We start from the raw sequence: 19,158 nt of genomic DNA, 5'->3' as shown, positions 1-19,158 counted from the left end.
CATAGAATGGATATGGCATCTAATCACCATAAAACGAAAGCTCAACATTCGGCAAATAGTTTAAAACATGGTGATCGTAAATTTGCTTACGTAATTTTGGTTCCAGCATTGACTGCATTTATGGTAATGGTTTTCTACCCATTTATAGATGCCATGTCTATGTCTCTTTATCAATATACTATTTTTGATACTGAACCTATCTTTATTGGTTTTGATAACTTTGCCAATATTTTGACCGACCCCTATGTCTTGGGCTCTTGGTTAACAACCGCAATATTCGTTGTGTTAACAACGGCACTTACTATGGTATTGGGTTTATCTTGGGCATTGATGATGTATCAGGATTTCCGAGGTAGGGCAGTGTTTCGCACTATGACGCTTTTACCTTGGATATTGCCAAGTACAGTTAGCGCATTTATTTGGGCTTGGATGCTAAATGGCAAGTATGGTGTGGCAAATGTATTGTTAGCGAGTGTCGGTATCATTGATGAAAATATTCAGTTTTTATCTAATGACATTGGTGCTATGGCAGCGATTGTAATGACTCGAGCTTGGATATCTATTCCGCTATTTATGTCTTTCTTTTTAGCCGGTTTGCAGGGGATGGATTACCAACAGATAGAAGCTGCGCGAATAGATGGAGCCGGTAATTTCTTAGTCGTTCGTAAGTTAATTTTACCTCACCTTCGCCCTGTATTTCTTGTTACAGGAGCACTAGGCATGATAGGGAACCTGCAACAGTTTGACATCATTTATGCGTTGACTGGCGGTGGGCCAGTGAGAGCAACCTCAGTTTTATCCATTGAGGTGTTCCGTCAAGCATTCCAGAACTGGGATCTAGGTATGGCGTCAGCGATTGGTGTGCTTTGGGTGTTTACTCTGATGCCGTTGGTTGTTTTCTATCTTCGTAGCTTATTTAAAGAGGACTAATTGATGTTTGAATTACGTTCGTTAAAGGCGAAGGTAGGATTTATCTCTCTACTGACCCTTATCGCATTTTTTCTGTTTTTTCCTGTCTATTGGGCATTGAGTAGTGCATTTAAAGCAAACTCGGAACTTTATCTTGCTGATCCGACGATGTTTCCAGCTAAGTTTTACTTTGGGCATTTTATTGATGCCATTGTTGGTGGCGATATATTGTTACAACTTAAAAATAGCCTACTGACCTCAACAGCGTCAGCAACCTTGAATGCTGTTTTGGCGGCTTTGGCAGGATATAGTTTTGCTAAGTTTGATTATCCGGCTAAGAAGCCATTGATGTTATTGATTCTCTCTGCGCAGATGTTTCCCTTTGGTGTATTACTTATTAGCATTTATCCCATGCTACAAAGTGTTGGACTGCTAGATACCAAAATTGGCTTGACCATCTCTTATATTGTTTTTGCATTACCTGTTAGTACTTACATGATGTATAGCTACTTTAAGCAGCTACCAAATGAGCTGATTGAAGCGGCAAAAGTCGATGGGGCAAGTAATATGAGGATATTTATAAAAATTGTTATGCCAATCTCTTTCCCGGCTTTTATCACGGTAATGCTTTATGCCTTTATGTGGTCATGGAATGATTTACTTTACTCAATGACTCTTATTACTTCGGAAGAGAATAGAACGATAGGCCCAGGACTATTACTTAGATACATAAACGAAAATAACGCTGATTGGGGAGGAGCCATGGCCGCTTCATTCCTAGCTGCTGCGCCTGTTGTTGCTGTGTTTGCGATGCTACAGAAACAATTTATTGGTGGGGTGACAAGTGGCGCAGTTAAATAACAAGAATTATTGAGGAATAGAAGATGGCCGATTTACAGTTAAACAAAGTAGTTAAACGTTATGGTGATATAGAAACAATTCATGGCGTCGATCTTGAAATAAAGAATGGTGAGTTTGTCGTTTTTGTGGGGCCATCAGGCTGCGGTAAGTCGACGTTACTTCGCATGATCGCTGGATTAGAAGAGGTGACGGCGGGGGAAGTTTCTATAGATGGTCAGGTGGTAAACAACAAGCAACCGAGTGAACGTGGTATTGCAATGGTGTTTCAATCCTATGCGCTGTATCCACATATGACGGTGAAAGAGAACATGAGCTTTGGCTTGGAAGTGGCAAAGTCACCGAAAGAGTACATTGAACAAAGAGTGAGTGAAGCGGCCAAAATATTGAAGCTTGAAGAGCTACTTGATAGAAAACCTAAACAACTTTCAGGTGGGCAGCGCCAGCGTGTGGCTATTGGTCGAACTATTGTTCGTGAACCAAAGGTGTTTCTATTCGATGAACCACTCTCTAACCTAGATGCTGAACTGCGTGTTCAAATGAGGATAGAGATATCTAAGCTGCATGAAGATTTGGGTAATACCATGATTTATGTCACCCATGATCAAGTTGAAGCGATGACCATGGCAGATAAGATTGTGGTACTTAAAGATGGCCATGTTGAGCAAGTTGGCTCTCCGTTAGAGTTATACAACTATCCAGATAATATTTTTGTTGCCGGTTTTATCGGTTCACCAAAGATGAATTTCTTAACGGTGCAGGTGAATGAGGTGACTTCTGAAAGCACTTCGGTAACGTTAGTGGATGGGCAGAGTTTAACTTTACCGTTAACAAATAAGGGTGTAGCCGTTGGTGATACGCTCTCACTCGGTGTTCGTCCAGAGCACTTTTTTGAAGATGGGCAGGGAGACATGGCTATTAATATCGACATTGATGTCATTGAGTGTCTTGGTGGAACATCGTATGTGTATGGGAACAGCGGTGAACAACAGGTCATTATTCAATGTGGTGAGAGCTTTAATCATAAACGAGGTGATCAAGTCAGTTTTGGCTTCGATATTCGTCGTTGTCATCTTTTTGATAGCAAGGGTATTGCATTCAAATAGAGCAGAATGAGGTGATGGAAACATCACCTGCATCTTTTCCACTTCATTTTAAACCCTCAGTTCGAGAGTAAAAAAGTCAACATACTCTTAATTTTAAATCATAAGTTGTATGCATTACTTAGCAACACAAATAGACGCTAAACAATGTGCAGAGAGGCTTTAACAATCTCGAGCTGAGATCAGGTAGCAAAATTATCACCATTTAAGCAAACAAAAGCCCTTTGATTAGCGCAAAGTAACAGCAATTCTGTAAAACTGGTTAAGACCTGATATAATCCTGCGAAATTCTATAACAGACGATAAGTGCGCAATAAAAAGGGCGCTTAACTGTGGTCATCACTGAAGATTCAATAACATGTCAAATAGTCCATTTATAGGCGAAGTTTCCAAGCGTAGAACGTTCGCTATTATTTCTCACCCGGATGCGGGTAAAACAACCATTACCGAAAAAGTACTTCTTTTCGGACAAGCGATTCAGTCAGCGGGTACCGTAAAAGGGCGTGGCTCAAATCAGCACGCAAAGTCAGACTGGATGGAGATGGAAAAAGAGCGTGGTATCTCGGTGACTACCTCTGTTATGCAATTCCCATATAATGAGTGCTTGGTTAACCTTTTGGATACTCCGGGACACGAAGATTTTTCGGAAGATACCTACCGTACATTAACCGCAGTAGATTCATGCTTGATGGTTATTGATGCGGCAAAAGGGGTAGAAGATCGTACCAGAAAATTAATGGAAGTTACTCGTCTTCGTGACACGCCCATCGTAACCTTTATGAACAAGTTGGACCGTGATATTCGAGATCCAATGGAGCTGTTAGATGAAGTTGAGAGCGAATTAAAAATTGCTTGTGCTCCCGTTTCTTGGCCAATCGGATGCGGAAAAGAGTTTAAAGGTGTTTACCATATTCACCGCGATGAATCGATTCTTTACGCCACAGGTCAAGGGCATACCATTCAAGAAGAGAAAATTATCAAAGGACTTGATAATCCACAACTTGATGAGGCCATTGGCGAAGAGCTTGCTGAGCAATTGAGGGATGAGCTTGAACTGGTGATTGGCGCTTCTCATGAATTTGACCAAGAGCTGTTCCTTTCTGGTGAGCTTACACCTGTATTCTTTGGTACAGCATTAGGTAACTTCGGTGTTGACCATATGCTGGATGGACTAACTCGTTGGGCTCCTCAGCCTATGTCTCGCCAAGCCAATGAACGTGAAGTGACGGCAACGGAAGAAAAATTCTCAGGCTTTGTATTTAAAATTCAGGCCAATATGGATCCGAAACACCGTGACCGTATCGCTTTCATGCGCATAGTGTCTGGTACCTATAAGCAAGGTATGAAGATGAACCATGTTCGTCTAGGAAAGCAGATTAACATCTCTGATGCTGTTACCTTTATGGCCGGTGATCGTTCTCGTGCAGAAAATGCATTTGCAGGGGACATTATTGGTTTACATAATCACGGGACTATCCAGATAGGTGACACCTTTACTCAGGGTGAAAATCTTAAGTTTGCCGGTATTCCTAACTTTGCACCTGAACTGTTTCGCCGTATTCGTTTAAAAGATCCACTGAAGCAGAAACAGTTATTAAAAGGGTTAGTGCAACTTTCTGAAGAGGGTGCAGTACAAGTATTTAGACCTCTACAAAATAATGATCTAATTGTGGGCGCGGTTGGTGTTCTTCAGTTTGATGTGGTGGTTGCGCGACTTAAGTCAGAGTATAACGTTGAAGCTATTTACGAAGGGGTAAATGTGGCAACGGCTCGTTGGGTTGAGTGTGACGATGAGAAGAAACTGGATGAGTTTAAGCGTAAGAACCAAGCTAACTTAGCGTTAGATGGTGGCGATAACTTGTCTTATGTTGCTCCTACTATGGTGAACTTAAACCTAGCCAAAGAGCGCTTTCCTGAAGTTGAATTTAGAGCGACAAGAGAGCACTAAGTTTATAACAAGCTGAGATGAAAGCCGATTTCATCGGCTTTCATCAGGTAAATATAGAATAATAAAAAGGCAAATTCTCAATGAGAGAATTTGCCTTTTTTAATGGCTAGGAGCAAGTCCTTAATAACCTGTTATTCTCTTTCTTTAGTGTATGGAACACCAACAGCTTTAGGCGCAATGGCCTTGCCAATAAAGCCGGCTAGCAAGAATACTGTTAATACGTACGGGATGGCTTCGATAGCTTGAACTGGGATTGGGAAATCTCCAATTGATACACCTTGCAGGCGAATAGCTAAAGCATCTAAGAAGCCAAACAATAGACATGCACCCATAGCAGTGAATGGTCGCCATTTACCAAAGATCAATGCGGCTAAAGCCATATAGCCTTTACCGGCACTCATATTAGGAATGAACTGTGCAGTTTGTGCGACAGATAAGTAAACGCCACCTATTCCAACAAGTAGACCACAGACCACCATGGCACCATAACGCATTTTAACTACCGATATACCAGCCGTATCTACCGCAGAAGGTGATTCGCCAACGGCACGTAAGCGTAGGCCAAAACGGGTCTTAAAGAGCGCGTACCATGCCAGCGGCACTATCAGTACAACTAAATACTCAAGAGCGGAGTGACCACTTAGTAACTCTGAATAGAGTAAGCCAATAACGGGGGTATCTGCTAACTCATTTGCAAATGGTAAGTCAATTGGTGCAAAGCGGGCATTACCTGATAGCGCAGGTGTTTGACCTCCTTGATGGAACCAGTGACGACCTAAGGTGACGGTTAAACCAGCAGCAAGAATATTGATCGCCATACCACTAACAACTTGGTCACCTCTATGTGTAATAGAAGCAAAACCGTGTAGTAGCGCTAATAGTATGGAGATAGACACACCAGCCATAAGGCCAAGCCAAGCAGAGCCGGTGACATGAGCCGTTGCGGCACCAGCAAATGCAGAAGCAAGCAGTTTACCTTCTAAGGCGATGTTAACAATACCAGAACGTTCACTGAACATACCTGCCAATGAGGCGAGAATTAATGGCGTTGCAACACGAATGGTTGCATCAAGCATTAGTATAATAGTCTCAAACATGATTAGGCCGCTCCATTTTCAGTTTTAGCGAACAACTTAATGTAGGTACGCTCAAGAGATGGTCTAAACATATGCTCTAGTGCACCAGAGAATAAGATAACTAAACCTTGTAATACCACGACGATGTTTCTATCTACACCATATTCGAAGCTCAATTCGGCACCACCTTGATAAAGGAAGCCAAACAGCAAACTTGCCAGCAATACCCCAATTGGATGGTTTCGACCCATCAAGGCTACCGCAATACCAGTAAAGCCAAATCCTTCAACAAAGTTGAGTTTTATCTGGTGCAACTCGCCTTGCAGTACGTTAAGGCCAAAGAAGCCCGCAAGCATACCGGAGATGAGCATAGTAATAACGACAATCTTAATGTAGTTGATACCGGCGTAACCTGCAGCCGATGGATTAGAACCTACAGAACGAATTTCATATCCCCAGCGAGAGTGCCAAATAAATAGCCATACAAACACACAGCATACTAAAGAGAAGAAGAAACTGAGGTTTAGCGGGCTTGGAGCCATTTCGATACCAACTACCGCCAGTATCTCGTGCATCTTAGGTAGCCAGCTACTTACGGCAAATACACGGCTTTCTGTTGCCATGGTATTTTCAGGTTTTAGAACGTCAACCAGCAAGTACGCCATTAAAGAGGCGGCGATAAAGTTGAACATAATGGTGGTGATTACAATATGTGAACCACGTTTGGCCTGAAGATAAGCTGGAATGAACGCCCAAGCTGCACCAAATAGACCACCTGCTAGAATGGCAAATGGGAAAACAATATACCAAGGTGCATACTCACCCAGTGTCAAACAGATTAAACCTACGCCTAATCCACCAATATAAGCTTGACCTTCACCACCGATGTTAAATAAACCGGCGTGGAATGCCACAGAAACGGCAAGACCAGTAAAGACAAAACCGGTAGCATAGTAAAGTGTATAACCAAAGCCTTCAGCATAGCCAAATGCCCCCGTCCACATGACTTTAGCCGCATCAATTGGGCTAATGTCTATATAGATAAACAGTAGGGCGGAAACCAAGAACGCAACTAAAACGTTAATGGCAGGTAGCAGTGCAACGGTTACCCAAGCAGGAACTTTTACCTGACTCATGATACTTCTCCTTGGGGTTCTTGGTTTTCTTTTAGATGCTCAGGAACGATGTTTGCCATCATTAGACCCAGCGTCTTCTCATCGGCTTGCTCTGCACTGACTTCACCCACAATAGACCCGTCAAAAACAACGATAATTCTATCGGCTAGGCTAAGAATTTCATCCAGCTCTACAGAGACTAATAAAACCGCTTTGCCTTCATCTCTACTGGCAATGATCTGCTGGTGGATATACTCAATGGCACCGATATCAACCCCACGTGTTGGTTGACCTACAAGCAGTACATTTGGGTTTTCTTCCATTTCACGAGCAATAACAAGTTTTTGCTGATTACCACCAGAGAAGTTGGCTGTTTTTAAATGCACATCATTAGGGCGAACATCCCATTTATCCATGCTCGTTTGGCAGTGCTCTTCAATAGCGGCTTTATCTTGCAATAAGCCTTTATTGTATTTCGGCAAATTGTGATAACCAAGAATGTAGGCTTCTTGAGCCTCAAACTTATTAATCAAACCCTGTTTATGTCGATCTTCAGGAATGTGACCAACACCAATTGCGCGGACTTGTTGAGGATCTTTAGGGCTCTCAGCCGTAAGAGTGTGATTATTTAATGAGATTGAACCTGACTTAGGTTTCAAAATACCAGATAGCAATCCGAGAATTTCAGATTGACCATTACCCGAAACCCCGGCGATACCAACAATTTCCCCTTCACGTACAGAGAAACTGATCTCTTTGACGCGTTGTACTCCTGCATCATCAAAGTAGCTAAGCTTCTCGACTTGAATGAGTTCTTTCTTAGGATTGGCCAGTTGTTTTTCAACTTTTAGTCGAACTTTACGTCCCACCATTAGTTCGGCCAACTGCTCTTGGTCCGTTTCGGCGGTAACGACGTGCTCTACCATGCCACCTTGGCGCATGACAGAGATATTGTCTGTAATGGCTAACACTTCACGCAGCTTATGCGTGATGATCATGACAGTAGTGCCTTGCTCGCGTAGCTTATTTAAAATGCTAAAGAGATGGTCTGCTTCTTGAGGCGTTAGTACCCCGGTAGGCTCATCCAAAATGAGAATTTTAGCATCGCGATATAAGGCTTTAAGAATTTCGACACGTTGCTGCAAGCCTACTGGAAGCTCTCCAACAATCGCATCTAAAGGAACATCAAGACCGTAATCTTTTTCGATCTGGATAAGTTTCTTTCGTGCTGAACTCAAACTATCTTGTAGCTTCCAGCCATTTTCTGCACCAAGGACTATATTTTCGATAACAGTAAAGTTTTCAACCAACATAAAGTGTTGGTGAACCATACCGATACCCGCTGCAATCGCTTCTTGCGAATTTGATGGTTTGTAGTCTTTATTGTTTACCAGCATTGATCCATTGTCGGCATGATAAAAGCCGTAGATGATGCTCATTAACGTGGATTTACCAGCACCATTTTCACCAATGATACCGTGAATTGTGCCTGCGGGAACTCTCAAATCAATGGCTTTATTGGCATGTACTGCACCAAAGCGTTTATCGATCTGTTTGAGCTCAATGGCGTAATTTGGAGTTTGAGTCACGAGATATACCTGAACTTCAATGTTACAAAATAATACGCCGCTGATACTGAAAGCAGCGGCGCAAAGATCACTGAACTACCAGTAACATAAATTAGTAGTTACAAGTGTTATCAGACATGTAGTCATGAACTTTGATCTTGCCGGAGATGATGTCCGCTTCCAAAGCTGCTACATATGTCTTCATTTCAGGAGTAATTAGGCTAGCGTTGTTGTCATCAAGAGCCCAAGCTACACCGCCTTCTTTAAGACCAAGAACTTTGATACCAGGAGCCCATGAACCGTCCATGCTTTCAGTCCAAGTATTCTTCGCTGCAACACCAACACGTTTAACCATTGACGTTAGCATGGTGCCAGGTTGTAAGTGGTTTTGGTTAGCATCAACACCGATAGCCAGTTTACCTGCGTCTTTTGCCGCTTGATAAACACCCATACCTGTACCACCAGCAGCGGCATAGACTACGTCAGCACCTTGAGAGAACTGAGATTTAGCAAGCTCAGAACCTTTTGCCGGGTCAGCAAATGCTGCAGGCGTTGAACCTGTCATGTTTTGTAATACCGTTGCGTCAGAGTTTGCGTACTTAGCGCCTTGCTCGTAACCACACTGGAACTTACGAATCAGTGGAATATCCATACCACCGATGAAGCCAACAGTACCTGTTTTAGATGCTTTAGCGGCAAGAGCACCCACTAGGAATGAACCTTCGTGCTCTTTAAACACGATAGATTGCACGTTTGGCTTATCTACTACCATATCGATGATAGTAAATTGAATGTCTGGGAACTCAGTTGCCACTTTTTCAACAGCAGAAGCCATGTTAAAACCAACAGCAACGATAGGGCTGAAACCACGGCTTGCTAGACGACGAAGACCTTGCTCACGCTGTGCTTCATTTTGTGGTTCAAATTCACGTACTTTTACGCCTTTTTCTGACTCAAGTACTTTTACACCATTCTGATAAACAGCTTCGTTAAAAGATTTGTCGAATTTACCAGCTGTATCATAAATAACGGCTGGCTTAGGTGCAGCGAAAACACTGAATGAAGAAACAGCGAGTGCTAATGCAGATAGCTTAAGAGTAGTCTTTTTCACTTTATAATCCCTATTTTGTAATCCAATTAAGTAACAGCCTACGTTATATAAACAAGTCTGTTAAAAAAATTAGCGATTTTTTTTGCTTTAGTATAATTCGATAAAGAATTCAGCTTTATCGATTGCTTATGTAAGAACGCGTAAACAACAAGTAATTTTATCGTTTGCTCAGCGAAAAAAAAAGCGATTAGCTCACAGCGAATAAGGGTAAATGGGCGGAAAATCGCCAACTAGATCACGGTGTGTTAAACAAAAGTGTTGATGTTAAGCTAATTTTGTTGAACTAAGTCTAGTTTTTACAAGTGGGTCACACTTAGCATTCATTTATTTTTATAAGAAATAAGTTGGTATTCATTTAGATTATTAGAGGTGATTTGTATGAGAATTAAGATAAAGAAGATGTTGCAGCGTTATGATCAGTGGTGCAAGTCGATGGGATTAACTCCGGAACAAAAACGTAGCTGTGTGCCGATAAAAAAAGATCCAGTAATAAAGAAGAAAGAGGATGAGAAGTAATTTGAAAGCCCGATTAATTGATAGCCACTGCCATTTGGATTTTCCTCAGTTTGAAGGTGATTTAGCCGCTGTTATCGCTCAGGCACAAGATAAAGGGGTGGAAAAGTTTGTCGTTCCAGCGTGTGGCACATTTAATTGGCAAAAAGTGGTTGCTATTAGTAAGCAATATGACGCGGTTTACTACGCATTAGGTCTGCATCCTTACTTTATGGATAAACACAGTGAAAGCGATATCCAACTACTAGATGCTCAATTAGCAGAAAGGTCAGATAAATGTGTTGCGGTTGGTGAATGTGGTTTGGATTTTTTTGTTGAACAGCAGGTAAAAGGGCAACAGCAGCAAATTGAGCTCTTGGCTATGCAACTTATGTTGGCTAACAAGCATCACTTACCCGTGATATTACATTGTCGAAAGGCACAACAAACAATGGTGAAGCTGCTTAAACAGGCAAATTTAACCACCGGAGGGGTTATTCACGGCTTTTCTGGCAGTTATCAAGAGGCAATGGACTATATCAAGCTTGGCTATTACATTGGAGTTGGGAGCACGATCACATATTTGCGTGCAAAGAAAACCCGACAAACCATTTCAAAGTTGCCATTACGTTATTTAGTGCTCGAAACCGATGCGCCAGATATGCCTTTAAACGGCTATCAAGGGCAAAAAAATCGTCCAGAAAGAGTTGCAGAAGTGTTAAATGAGCTGATCTTGTTGCGAAGTGAATCTGAGCAAACGGTTGCAGAACAGGTTTTTGAAAATAGCAAGACAGTGTTTACGAATTGTGAATAAAAACAAAACAAAATGTTTGCTTTATGAACAAAATCTAGTGTAAATGCGATTGCCTTCACAAAAACTAATGAATCAACATACTTGGTACTACAAAAGTGTGATTTGTATATTACTTTCTATTGGTGGGTCTGAGTATAATCGCTCCCGCTTTATAGCTCCATTTTGTTACACGCCATTTAACTATATAAGGAAGTCATAAACCATGAGCCTGTTTATGAGCCTAGTCGGTATGGTTGTACTGATTGCAATCGCAGTACTACTATCTGACAACCGCAAAGCAATTAATTTAAGAACTGTTGGAGGCGCTTTCGCTATCCAATTTATCCTTGGTGCATTCGTTCTTTACGTACCTTGGGGTCGTGATTTACTAGGTGGTTTCTCTAGCGGTGTAGCTAGCGTAATCGACTTTGGTAAAAGTGGTACTAGTTTCCTATTTGGTAACCTAGTTAGCTTTTCTGTAGATGGTCTTGGTTTCATTTTCGCATTCCAAGTTCTACCTACATTAATCTTCTTCTCATCTCTAATCTCTGTGCTTTACTACATCGGTGCGATGCAGTGGGTAATCAAGATTCTTGGTGGTGCACTAGAGAAAGCTCTTGGTACTTCACAAGCTGAATCAATGTCAGCAGCAGCTAACATTTTTGTAGGTCAAACTGAAGCACCTTTAGTGGTTCGTCCGTTTGTACCTAAGATGACACAGTCTGAGCTGTTCGCTGTAATGTGTGGTGGTCTAGCATCAGTAGCTGGTGGTGTTCTTGCAGGTTATGCATCTATGGGTGTTCCTCTAGAGTACCTTGTAGCAGCATCATTCATGGCTGCACCGGGTGGTCTACTGTTCGCTAAAATCATCAAGCCTGAAACTGAAGAGTTCCTAGACAACATCGATGCTGACATCGATGGTGATGACAAACCTGCTAACGTAATCGATGCTGCGGCTGGTGGTGCGTCTGCTGGTATGCAACTTGCTCTAAACGTTGGTGCAATGCTTATCGCATTCATCGGCCTTATCGCTCTAATCAACGGTATGCTTGGTGGCATCGGTGGTTGGGTTGGTATGCCTGAGCTAAGCCTTGAGCTAATCCTTGGTTATGTATTCTCTCCACTAGCATTCCTAATCGGTGTGCCATGGGAAGAAGCAACTCTTGCTGGTTCATTCATCGGTCAAAAACTGATTGTGAACGAATTCGTAGCATACTTAAACTTCGTACCATACGTTGGTGAAACAGCACAAGTTGTTGAAGCAACTGGTCAAGTAATGTCTACTAAGACTACGGCAATTATCTCATTCGCACTATGTGGTTTCGCAAACCTTTCTTCTATTGCGATTCTACTTGGTGGTCTAGGTGGTATTGCACCTGGACGTCGTCACGATATCGCTCGCATGGGTGTTAAAGCTGTTGCCGCTGGTACGCTTTCTAACCTAATGGCTGCAACTATCGCTGGCTTCTGTATCAGTCTTGCAGCAATGTAATTACTGATTAAGAAAGAAAGAGTAAACACCGTAACAAGAAATTGTTGCGGTGTTTTTTCGTTTTTAAGCTTTAATTAGATTAAATGCGAAGGTGTAAACGAATAATTTTCAATAACCAAGTGACTTTTTGAGATACAAACCGTTTGCTTGAAAAGTCGATGGTGTCACATTTTTCGTTTATACCTATAATATAAACAATCTAGATAAGTTGGAGATATAACGATGAATGAAGTTATCCTCGCAACAATTGCTGGTTTTGCTGTTGGTGTGCTGTTTTCAGCGATTAAGTTACCCATACCTGCACCCCCTGTATTACCCGGAGTAATGGGTATCGTTGGTGTGTATCTTGGTGGGGTAGCGTACCAATGGATAATTGAACGATTTTTTAGTTAGCTCAAACCGCAAACTGGATTAGATGCTAAGCATCAAGATTTAGACACCGCAATCATTGATGATTGTTGTGCCAACGACTTAATCAGCTTATCGCTATTGAGTCGAAATTATATTGGTACTGTGCGGTGACAAGGATTGCAATTGGTATTTTTAGATACTGAGTCTTCAAGGAACCAAGTCCGTTCATTTCGTAACTGAAATCATTAAGCCTGATGTCATGATTATCAGATGAACAGTTAGTGATTTTGGAAAACAAATTGAATTTATTGATCGGAGATAGAAATGAGCGATTTAAAAGCAGCAGCTCTACGTGCACTTAAACTAATGGATTTAACGACGTTAAATGATGATGACACTGATGAAAAAGTGATCTCTCTTTGTCATGACGCAAAAACAGCGGTAGGTAACACTGCTGCTATCTGTATTTACCCACGATTTATTCCTATCGCTAAGAAAACGCTTCGCGAGCAAGGAACACCAGAAGTTCGTATCGCAACAGTAACTAACTTCCCACACGGTAACGATGATATTGATATCGCAGTAGCTGAAACCAACGCTGCTATCGCTTATGGTGCAGATGAAGTTGATGTGGTTTTCCCATACCGCACGCTTATTGCTGGTGATGAAAAAACAGGCTTCGAGCTTGTAAAACAAGTTAAACAAGCTTGTGGCGATACACTTCTTAAAGTGATTATCGAAACCGGTGAACTAAAAGAAGAAGCGCTAATTAAGCGTGCATCTGAGCTATCAATTGAAGCCGGTGCTGATTTCATTAAAACATCAACAGGTAAAGTACCTGTAAACGCGACACCAGAAGCAGCAGAAATTATGCTGAAGGTTATTCGTGATATGGGCGTTGCTAAAACAGTCGGCTTTAAGCCTGCTGGTGGCGTTCGTACTGCTGAAGATGCCGCTCAGTTCTTAGCTATGGCTGACGACATTCTTGGTGGTGACTGGGCAGACAACATGCACTACCGTTTTGGTGCATCTAGCCTACTAACTAACTTACTAAATACATTAGAAGTAACAGACGAAACTGCAGACCCAGCAGCATACTAATTCGTACTGACTAAGATGGAACCATACTAGGTTCCATCTTCATTTTGCCCTTCATAAATGAATCAACATCGGGAGAAATTCTAATGTTTTTACCTCAAGAAATTATTCGTAGAAAACGTGACGGTGAAGTCCTAACCTCTGAAGAGATCAACTTCTTTATTCAGGGTGTTGCTAAAGAAACCGTATCAGAAGGCCAGATTGCAGCATTCGCAATGGCGATTTTCTTTAATGAAATGACTATGCCAGAGCGTATTGCTCTTACGTGTGCAATGCGTGACTCTGGGATGGTTATTGATTGGGACCATATGAACTTTGATGGTCCAATTGTCGATAAACACTCTACAGGTGGTGTCGGGGATGTTACCTCATTAATGCTTGGTCCTATGGTGGCGGCATGTGGTGGTTTTGTTCCTATGATCTCTGGTCGTGGTCTTGGTCATACTGGTGGCACTCTAGATAAGTTAGAGTCGATCCCAGGTTATAACATTACACCGACAAATGATGTGTTTGGTAATGTAACTAAAGAAGCTGGCGTCGCGATTATTGGTCAAACGGGTGATTTAGCTCCAGCAGACAAACGCGTTTATGCCACAAGAGATATTACCGCGACAGTAGACAACATCTCGTTGATTACTGCTTCTATCCTGTCTAAGAAATTAGCGGCTGGCCTTCAGTCTCTCGTTATGGATGTAAAAGTAGGTTCTGGTGCATTTATGCCAACTTACGAAGCGTCTGAAGAGTTAGCGAGATCGATTGTTGCCGTGGCGAATGGAGCAGGAACCAAAACGACTGCTATTCTTACTGACATGAATCAGGTGTTGGCTTCTTCAGCGGGTAATGCTCTTGAAGTTAAAGAAGCGGTTCGTTTCTTAACCGGTGAATACCGTAACCCTCGTCTATTTGAAGTGACGATGGCGTCATGTGCCGAGATGTTGGTGCTAGGTAATCTTGCTAAAGACTCAACAGACGCAAGAGCGAAACTGCAAGCTGTATTGGATAATGGTGCGGCGGCAGAGAAGTTCGGTAAGATGGTTGCTGGCTTAGGTGGCCCGGCTGATTTTGTCGAAAATTACCAAAACTATCTAGATCAAGCTGAAATTGTGAAACCAGTATATGCTAAAGAGAGCGGTACTGTTTCTGCAATGGATACCCGAGCAATCGGCATGGCTGTTGTTGGAATGGGTGGTGGCCGTCGTGTCGCAACAGATAGCATTGATTATGCCGTTGGTTTCGAGAGCTTTATTCGTCTTGGTGAAATTGCCGATGACAACAAGCCTTTAGCGGTTATTCATGCTCGAAATGAGCAACAATGGCAAGAAGCTGCGGATGCACTTCAACAAGCGATTACCGTTGGAAGTGATGAATATATAGCAACCCCAGATGTTTACCGCCAAATTCGTGCGGAAGATGTGTAACAGCATCTGATGGAGAATATGATGAAAAGATCGATTATTTTAGTTTTAGATTCATTCGGTATCGGTGCTTCAGCTGATGCAGATAAGTTTGGTGATGTAGGCTCTGACACATTAGGCCATATTGCTGAGCATTGTGCTAATGGCCTAGCCGATAACGAAATTCGTAAAGGCCCATTAACACTACCTAACCTCTCTAAGCTTGGTTTAGGGCTTGCAGCAAAAGAGTCTACAGGTTCATTCCCTAAAGGGTTAGATGAAGATGCAGAGATTATTGGTGCTTATGGTCATGCTGCGGAAATCTCTTCAGGTAAAGATACTCCGTCAGGTCACTGGGAAATTGCCGGTGTTCCTGTGTTATTTGAGTGGGGCTACTTCACCGATAAGACCAACAGTTTTCCTCAGGAGCTATTAGACCGTATTGTTAAGCGTGCTAATCTTCCGGGTTACTTGGGCAATTGCCATGCGTCAGGTACTCAAGTGTTAGATGACTTGGGTGAAGAGCATATGACAACAGGTAAGCCTATTTTTTATACCTCTGCTGACTCTGTGTTTCAGATCGCTTGTCATGAAGAAACATACGGCTTAGATAATCTATTAGAGCTTTGCCAAATTGCCAGAGAAGAGCTAGAAGACTATAACATTGGTCGTGTCATTGCTCGTCCATTTATTGGGCCAAAAGCCGGTGAGTTTGCACGTACTGGTAATCGTCGTGATCTATCTGTAGAGCCACCAGCAGCCACTGTTCTACAAAAATTGGTTGATGAAAAAGGCGGAGATGTTATCTCTATCGGTAAAATTGCCGATATCTATGCCAACTGTGGTATCACTAAGAAAGTGAAAAAAACGGGCTTAGAAGATCTGTTTAATGCCACGTTAGAGCAAGTGAAAGAAGCTGGCGATAACACCATTGTGTTTACCAACTTTGTTGATTTCGACTCTGCTTATGGTCACCGTCGTGATGTTGCAGGTTATGCTGCGGCACTAGAGTATTTCGATAGCCGTATCCCTGAACTTTTGGCTATTTTGAAAGAAGATGATGTTGTGATTATGACAGCAGACCACGGTTGTGATCCAACATGGCCTGGTACCGATCATACTCGTGAGCATATCCCTGTATTAGTATACGGTGAGAAAGTTGCGCCAGGATCATTAGGTCTACGCACTTCATTTGCTGATATCGGTCAAAGCTTAGCTGAATACTTTGGTACATCCGATATGGATTATGGTAAAAACTTTTTGTAATGAATAACCGCATCAGGCTGTCTGATAAGTTGGCCGCCTGATGTGATTGAACGTTTAATCAAATTTTAAAGGATAAATTGATGGCAACTCCACACATTAATGCTGAAATGGGCGCGTTTGCTGACGTTGTTTTAATGCCGGGTGACCCGCTACGTGCAAAATATATTGCTGAAACATTTCTTGATGATGTTGTTCAAGTGTGTGATGTAAGAAACATGTACGGTTATACGGGTACGTATAAAGGCCGTAAGATTTCTGTTATGGGTCATGGTATGGGTATCCCATCATGCTCAATCTATGTTACAGAGCTTATTAAAGACTTTGGTGTTAAGAAAATTATTCGTGTTGGTAGCTGTGGTGCGGTTAGCGAAGATATCAAAGTACGCGACGTTGTAATCGGTATGGGCGCAAGTACAGACTCTAAAGTGAACCGTATTCGCTTTAAAGGTCATGATTTTGCTGCTATCGCTGACTATAAAATGGTGAAAGCTGCAGAAGAAGCGGCAAAAGCTCGTGGTATCGATGTAAAAGTAGGTAACCTATTCTCAGCTGAGCTTTTCTACACGCCAGATCCAGAAATGTTCGACGTAATGGACAAGTACGGCATCGTTGGTGTTGAAATGGAAGCGGCTGGCATCTACGGTGTTGCTGCTGAATACGGTGCAAAAGCGCTTGCTATCTGTACTGTATCTGACCACATTAAAACAGGCGACCAAACCACTTCTGAAGAGCGTGCAACTACGTTCAACGAAATGATGGTAATCGCTCTAGACTCAGTTCTTCTGGGCGACGAGTAATCGTCTCTTTTGCCGTTATTGTCTGAACATTAGACAGTAGCCAGAATAAAAAACCTCGCTAATCGTTATTAGTGAGGTTTTTTTATATCTGAGGTGATTTTGTCCGGTTGCTATTACGGTTTACTTTTTAACTTATTTAGCAGCAGATTATCGCCTTTGGTTTTGGGCTTACGTTTTAAAATGAGAGTGATCAACATACCACTGATAAAGCCCATCACGATCATGATGTACATATAGCGATCGCTTTTACGGTAATGATGATCAGAAATAGCGGTCACCATTCCTTTCTCGAAAGTGATTCGGACATAGCCAATCAATCTGTCACTATCCAAAATAGGTTCAACCAGCTGTAACCTGCCGATACTTGCTGTTTCCAATGGCGTATCTAAGCCCAATATTTCTCTGGCGGATTTCGCGTCAGCACTGGATGCCAGTTTCACTCCTTCGGAGTTATAAATGGTGGCATCGAACACGAGCCTCTCTTTTGCCAGTTGATCCGTAAGAGTTAATAACCTTTCTTGTTCACTATTGGCAATCATATTGCTCGCAGAAAGAGCCGCTTGAGTGACCAAGACCTTAGTGAGAGTTTCTAATTGTCGAGATTGTATCTGTTCATTGCCTTTACTAATGAGCACACTGTTTTGTGCGGTATATATAAACATAAGTACCAAAGCGATGATGGCGATGACTTTTATAAACAATCGAAGGGAGAACAGAGATGTTTTCATAGGCATTTAACTGTATTAGGCTCTTTTTTTAAGCTTTGAACATATTGGCGCTTGCCTTTTGAAATTGCAATAGGGTAACGTTCTTATAATGACAAAAATGATAGGCATGGACGCGGTAGATATGTTGCAGATAGAAAAAAGTGCAGAATTGAAAGAACGTTTTCCGATAACTCGGTTTTCTTCAAAGGAAGTAAGTGGTGATGGTCAGTGGATTGTCTTCTCTTCTTCTTTAACATCAACTCAGTTTGAAGAGCTCGATTTTAAGTTGGGAGAATACACGCCAATTTTGGATGTATGGAAAGTGGGTTCGTATGATGTGGCATTAATGCCGGGAAGACTAACCAGCAAGCATCAAACGATTCTTAACAGCATGAATATCGATTATGCTGAAGTCGCGGATATTCCTGACTTATCTAAACCGGGATTGATTGTGTTTGATATGGATTCAACGGTTATCCAAATTGAGTGCATTGATGAAATAGCCAAACTTGCCGGTGTAGGTGAGCTGGTATCTGAGGTAACTGAGCGTGCAATGCAAGGTGAGTTGGATTTTGAGCAGAGCTTGAGACAAAGAGTCGCGGCTTTAAAAGGAGCGGATGAGGCGATTTTGCAGCAAGTTAGGTTAACCCTGCCGTTGATGCCTGATTTGAAGTTACTGATTGCTTCATTAAAACATTATGGTTGGAAGACTGCGATTGCATCCGGTGGTTTTACCTATTTTTCAGACTACCTTAAAGAGACATTAGAGCTGGATTATGCTCAGTCGAATGTACTGGATATTGCCGACGGTCGACTTACAGGGAATGTTGTCGGAGAGGTTGTTAGCGCGAATAGCAAAGCTGAAATTTTAGAAACGTTAGCCAAAGAGTATGCCATTGACATGAGCAATACTGTTGCAGTTGGAGATGGCGCCAATGATCTTATTATGATGGGAGTGGCTGGGTTAGGGGTGGCGTACCATGCCAAACCTAAGGTCGAGCAACAAGCTCAAGTTGCAGTGAGGTATGCCGGCTTAGGTGGCGTTCTGTGTGCGCTTTCTGTTTCTATTATGAAATGATT

At 42.2% G+C, this 19,158-nt stretch carries 18 protein-coding genes; 13 read left to right on the top strand and 5 right to left on the bottom strand.

Features of this window, described 5'->3' with window-relative positions:
• Positions 1-6 precede the first annotated feature (6 nt).
• The 4 genes from CHJ_RS11600 (at position 7) to prfC (ending at position 4,818) form a co-directional block, all read left to right on the top strand.
• A complete protein-coding gene (locus CHJ_RS11600; RefSeq protein WP_171751338.1) occupies positions 7-930 on the top strand; it encodes a carbohydrate ABC transporter permease in 924 nt (307 codons plus the stop codon).
• Positions 931-933: 3 nt separating this feature from the next.
• Positions 934-1,770 carry a carbohydrate ABC transporter permease gene (locus CHJ_RS11595; RefSeq protein ID WP_171751339.1) on the top strand — a complete coding sequence of 279 codons (837 nt, stop codon included), beginning with the start codon at positions 934-936 and terminating at the stop codon, positions 1,768-1,770.
• Between the two features lie 23 nt (positions 1,771-1,793).
• Complete coding sequence (locus CHJ_RS11590; RefSeq protein ID WP_171751340.1) at positions 1,794-2,873, top strand: ABC transporter ATP-binding protein; 1,080 nt, start codon at positions 1,794-1,796, stop codon at positions 2,871-2,873.
• A 355-nt stretch (positions 2,874-3,228) separates the two neighbouring features.
• On the top strand, positions 3,229-4,818 hold the full coding sequence (gene prfC, locus CHJ_RS11585; RefSeq protein WP_171751341.1) for a peptide chain release factor 3: 1,590 nt from the start codon (positions 3,229-3,231) through the stop codon (positions 4,816-4,818).
• Positions 4,819-4,949: 131 nt separating this feature from the next.
• Here prfC and CHJ_RS11580 read toward each other — a convergent pair whose 3' ends face one another.
• The 4 genes from CHJ_RS11580 to CHJ_RS11565 form a co-directional block, all read right to left on the bottom strand.
• Positions 4,950-5,915 carry an ABC transporter permease gene (locus tag CHJ_RS11580; RefSeq protein WP_171751342.1) on the bottom strand — a complete coding sequence of 322 codons (966 nt, stop codon included), beginning with the start codon at positions 5,913-5,915 and terminating at the stop codon, positions 4,950-4,952.
• 2 nt (positions 5,916-5,917) lie between these two features.
• The gene (locus CHJ_RS11575; RefSeq protein WP_317917728.1) at positions 5,918-7,030 is read right to left on the bottom strand and encodes an ABC transporter permease; all 1,113 of its coding nucleotides are present in this window, start codon (positions 7,028-7,030) and stop codon (positions 5,918-5,920) included.
• Positions 7,027-8,598: an ABC transporter ATP-binding protein gene (locus tag CHJ_RS11570; protein WP_317917727.1), complete on the bottom strand. Its 1,572-nt coding sequence runs from the start codon at positions 8,596-8,598 to the stop codon at positions 7,027-7,029. Before CHJ_RS11570 ends, CHJ_RS11575 begins: the two co-directional genes overlap by 4 nt.
• A gap of 91 nt (positions 8,599-8,689) precedes the next feature.
• Positions 8,690-9,688 (bottom strand): BMP family protein, encoded by a 999-nt coding sequence (locus tag CHJ_RS11565; protein ID WP_171751345.1) that lies wholly within the window; start codon positions 9,686-9,688, stop codon positions 8,690-8,692.
• Between the two features lie 378 nt (positions 9,689-10,066).
• Between CHJ_RS11565 and CHJ_RS11560 the strand changes: the two genes are divergently transcribed.
• The 8 genes from CHJ_RS11560 (at position 10,067) to deoD (ending at position 17,371) form a co-directional block, all read left to right on the top strand.
• Positions 10,067-10,204 carry a DUF5363 family protein gene (locus CHJ_RS11560; RefSeq protein WP_171751346.1) on the top strand — a complete coding sequence of 46 codons (138 nt, stop codon included), beginning with the start codon at positions 10,067-10,069 and terminating at the stop codon, positions 10,202-10,204.
• Positions 10,194-10,994 carry a TatD family hydrolase gene (locus tag CHJ_RS11555; RefSeq protein ID WP_317917726.1) on the top strand — a complete coding sequence of 267 codons (801 nt, stop codon included), beginning with the start codon at positions 10,194-10,196 and terminating at the stop codon, positions 10,992-10,994. Before CHJ_RS11560 ends, CHJ_RS11555 begins: the two co-directional genes overlap by 11 nt.
• A 202-nt stretch (positions 10,995-11,196) precedes the next feature.
• A complete protein-coding gene (locus CHJ_RS11550) occupies positions 11,197-12,465 on the top strand; it encodes a NupC/NupG family nucleoside CNT transporter (protein ID WP_171751348.1) in 1,269 nt (422 codons plus the stop codon).
• 222 nt (positions 12,466-12,687) lie between these two features.
• Complete coding sequence (locus CHJ_RS11545; protein ID WP_171751349.1) at positions 12,688-12,858, top strand: XapX domain-containing protein; 171 nt, start codon at positions 12,688-12,690, stop codon at positions 12,856-12,858.
• Positions 12,859-13,140: 282 nt separating this feature from the next.
• A complete protein-coding gene (gene deoC, locus CHJ_RS11540; RefSeq protein ID WP_171751350.1) occupies positions 13,141-13,917 on the top strand; it encodes a deoxyribose-phosphate aldolase in 777 nt (258 codons plus the stop codon).
• An 83-nt stretch (positions 13,918-14,000) separates the two neighbouring features.
• On the top strand, positions 14,001-15,332 hold the full coding sequence (gene deoA, locus CHJ_RS11535) for a thymidine phosphorylase (protein ID WP_317917725.1): 1,332 nt from the start codon (positions 14,001-14,003) through the stop codon (positions 15,330-15,332).
• 21 nt (positions 15,333-15,353) lie between these two features.
• On the top strand, positions 15,354-16,574 hold the full coding sequence (gene deoB, locus CHJ_RS11530) for a phosphopentomutase (RefSeq protein WP_317918116.1): 1,221 nt from the start codon (positions 15,354-15,356) through the stop codon (positions 16,572-16,574).
• Between the two features lie 80 nt (positions 16,575-16,654).
• Positions 16,655-17,371 (top strand): purine-nucleoside phosphorylase, encoded by a 717-nt coding sequence (gene deoD, locus CHJ_RS11525; protein WP_171751353.1) that lies wholly within the window; start codon positions 16,655-16,657, stop codon positions 17,369-17,371.
• A gap of 113 nt (positions 17,372-17,484) precedes the next feature.
• On the opposite strand, the gene CHJ_RS11520 is transcribed toward deoD, so the two are convergent.
• A complete protein-coding gene (locus CHJ_RS11520; RefSeq protein ID WP_317918115.1) occupies positions 17,485-18,099 on the bottom strand; it encodes a YtjB family periplasmic protein in 615 nt (204 codons plus the stop codon).
• A 106-nt stretch (positions 18,100-18,205) separates the two neighbouring features.
• On the opposite strand from CHJ_RS11520, the gene serB reads away from it, so the two are divergent.
• Positions 18,206-19,156 (top strand): phosphoserine phosphatase, encoded by a 951-nt coding sequence (gene serB, locus CHJ_RS11515; RefSeq protein ID WP_317918114.1) that lies wholly within the window; start codon positions 18,206-18,208, stop codon positions 19,154-19,156.
• Positions 19,157-19,158 lie beyond the last annotated feature (2 nt).

It is taken from the genome of Vibrio sp. MACH09, assembly GCF_033238805.1.
In the GTDB taxonomy this organism is placed as follows: Bacteria; Pseudomonadota; Gammaproteobacteria; order Enterobacterales; family Vibrionaceae; genus Vibrio.
This window is presented reverse-complemented; position numbering and strand designations above follow the sequence as displayed.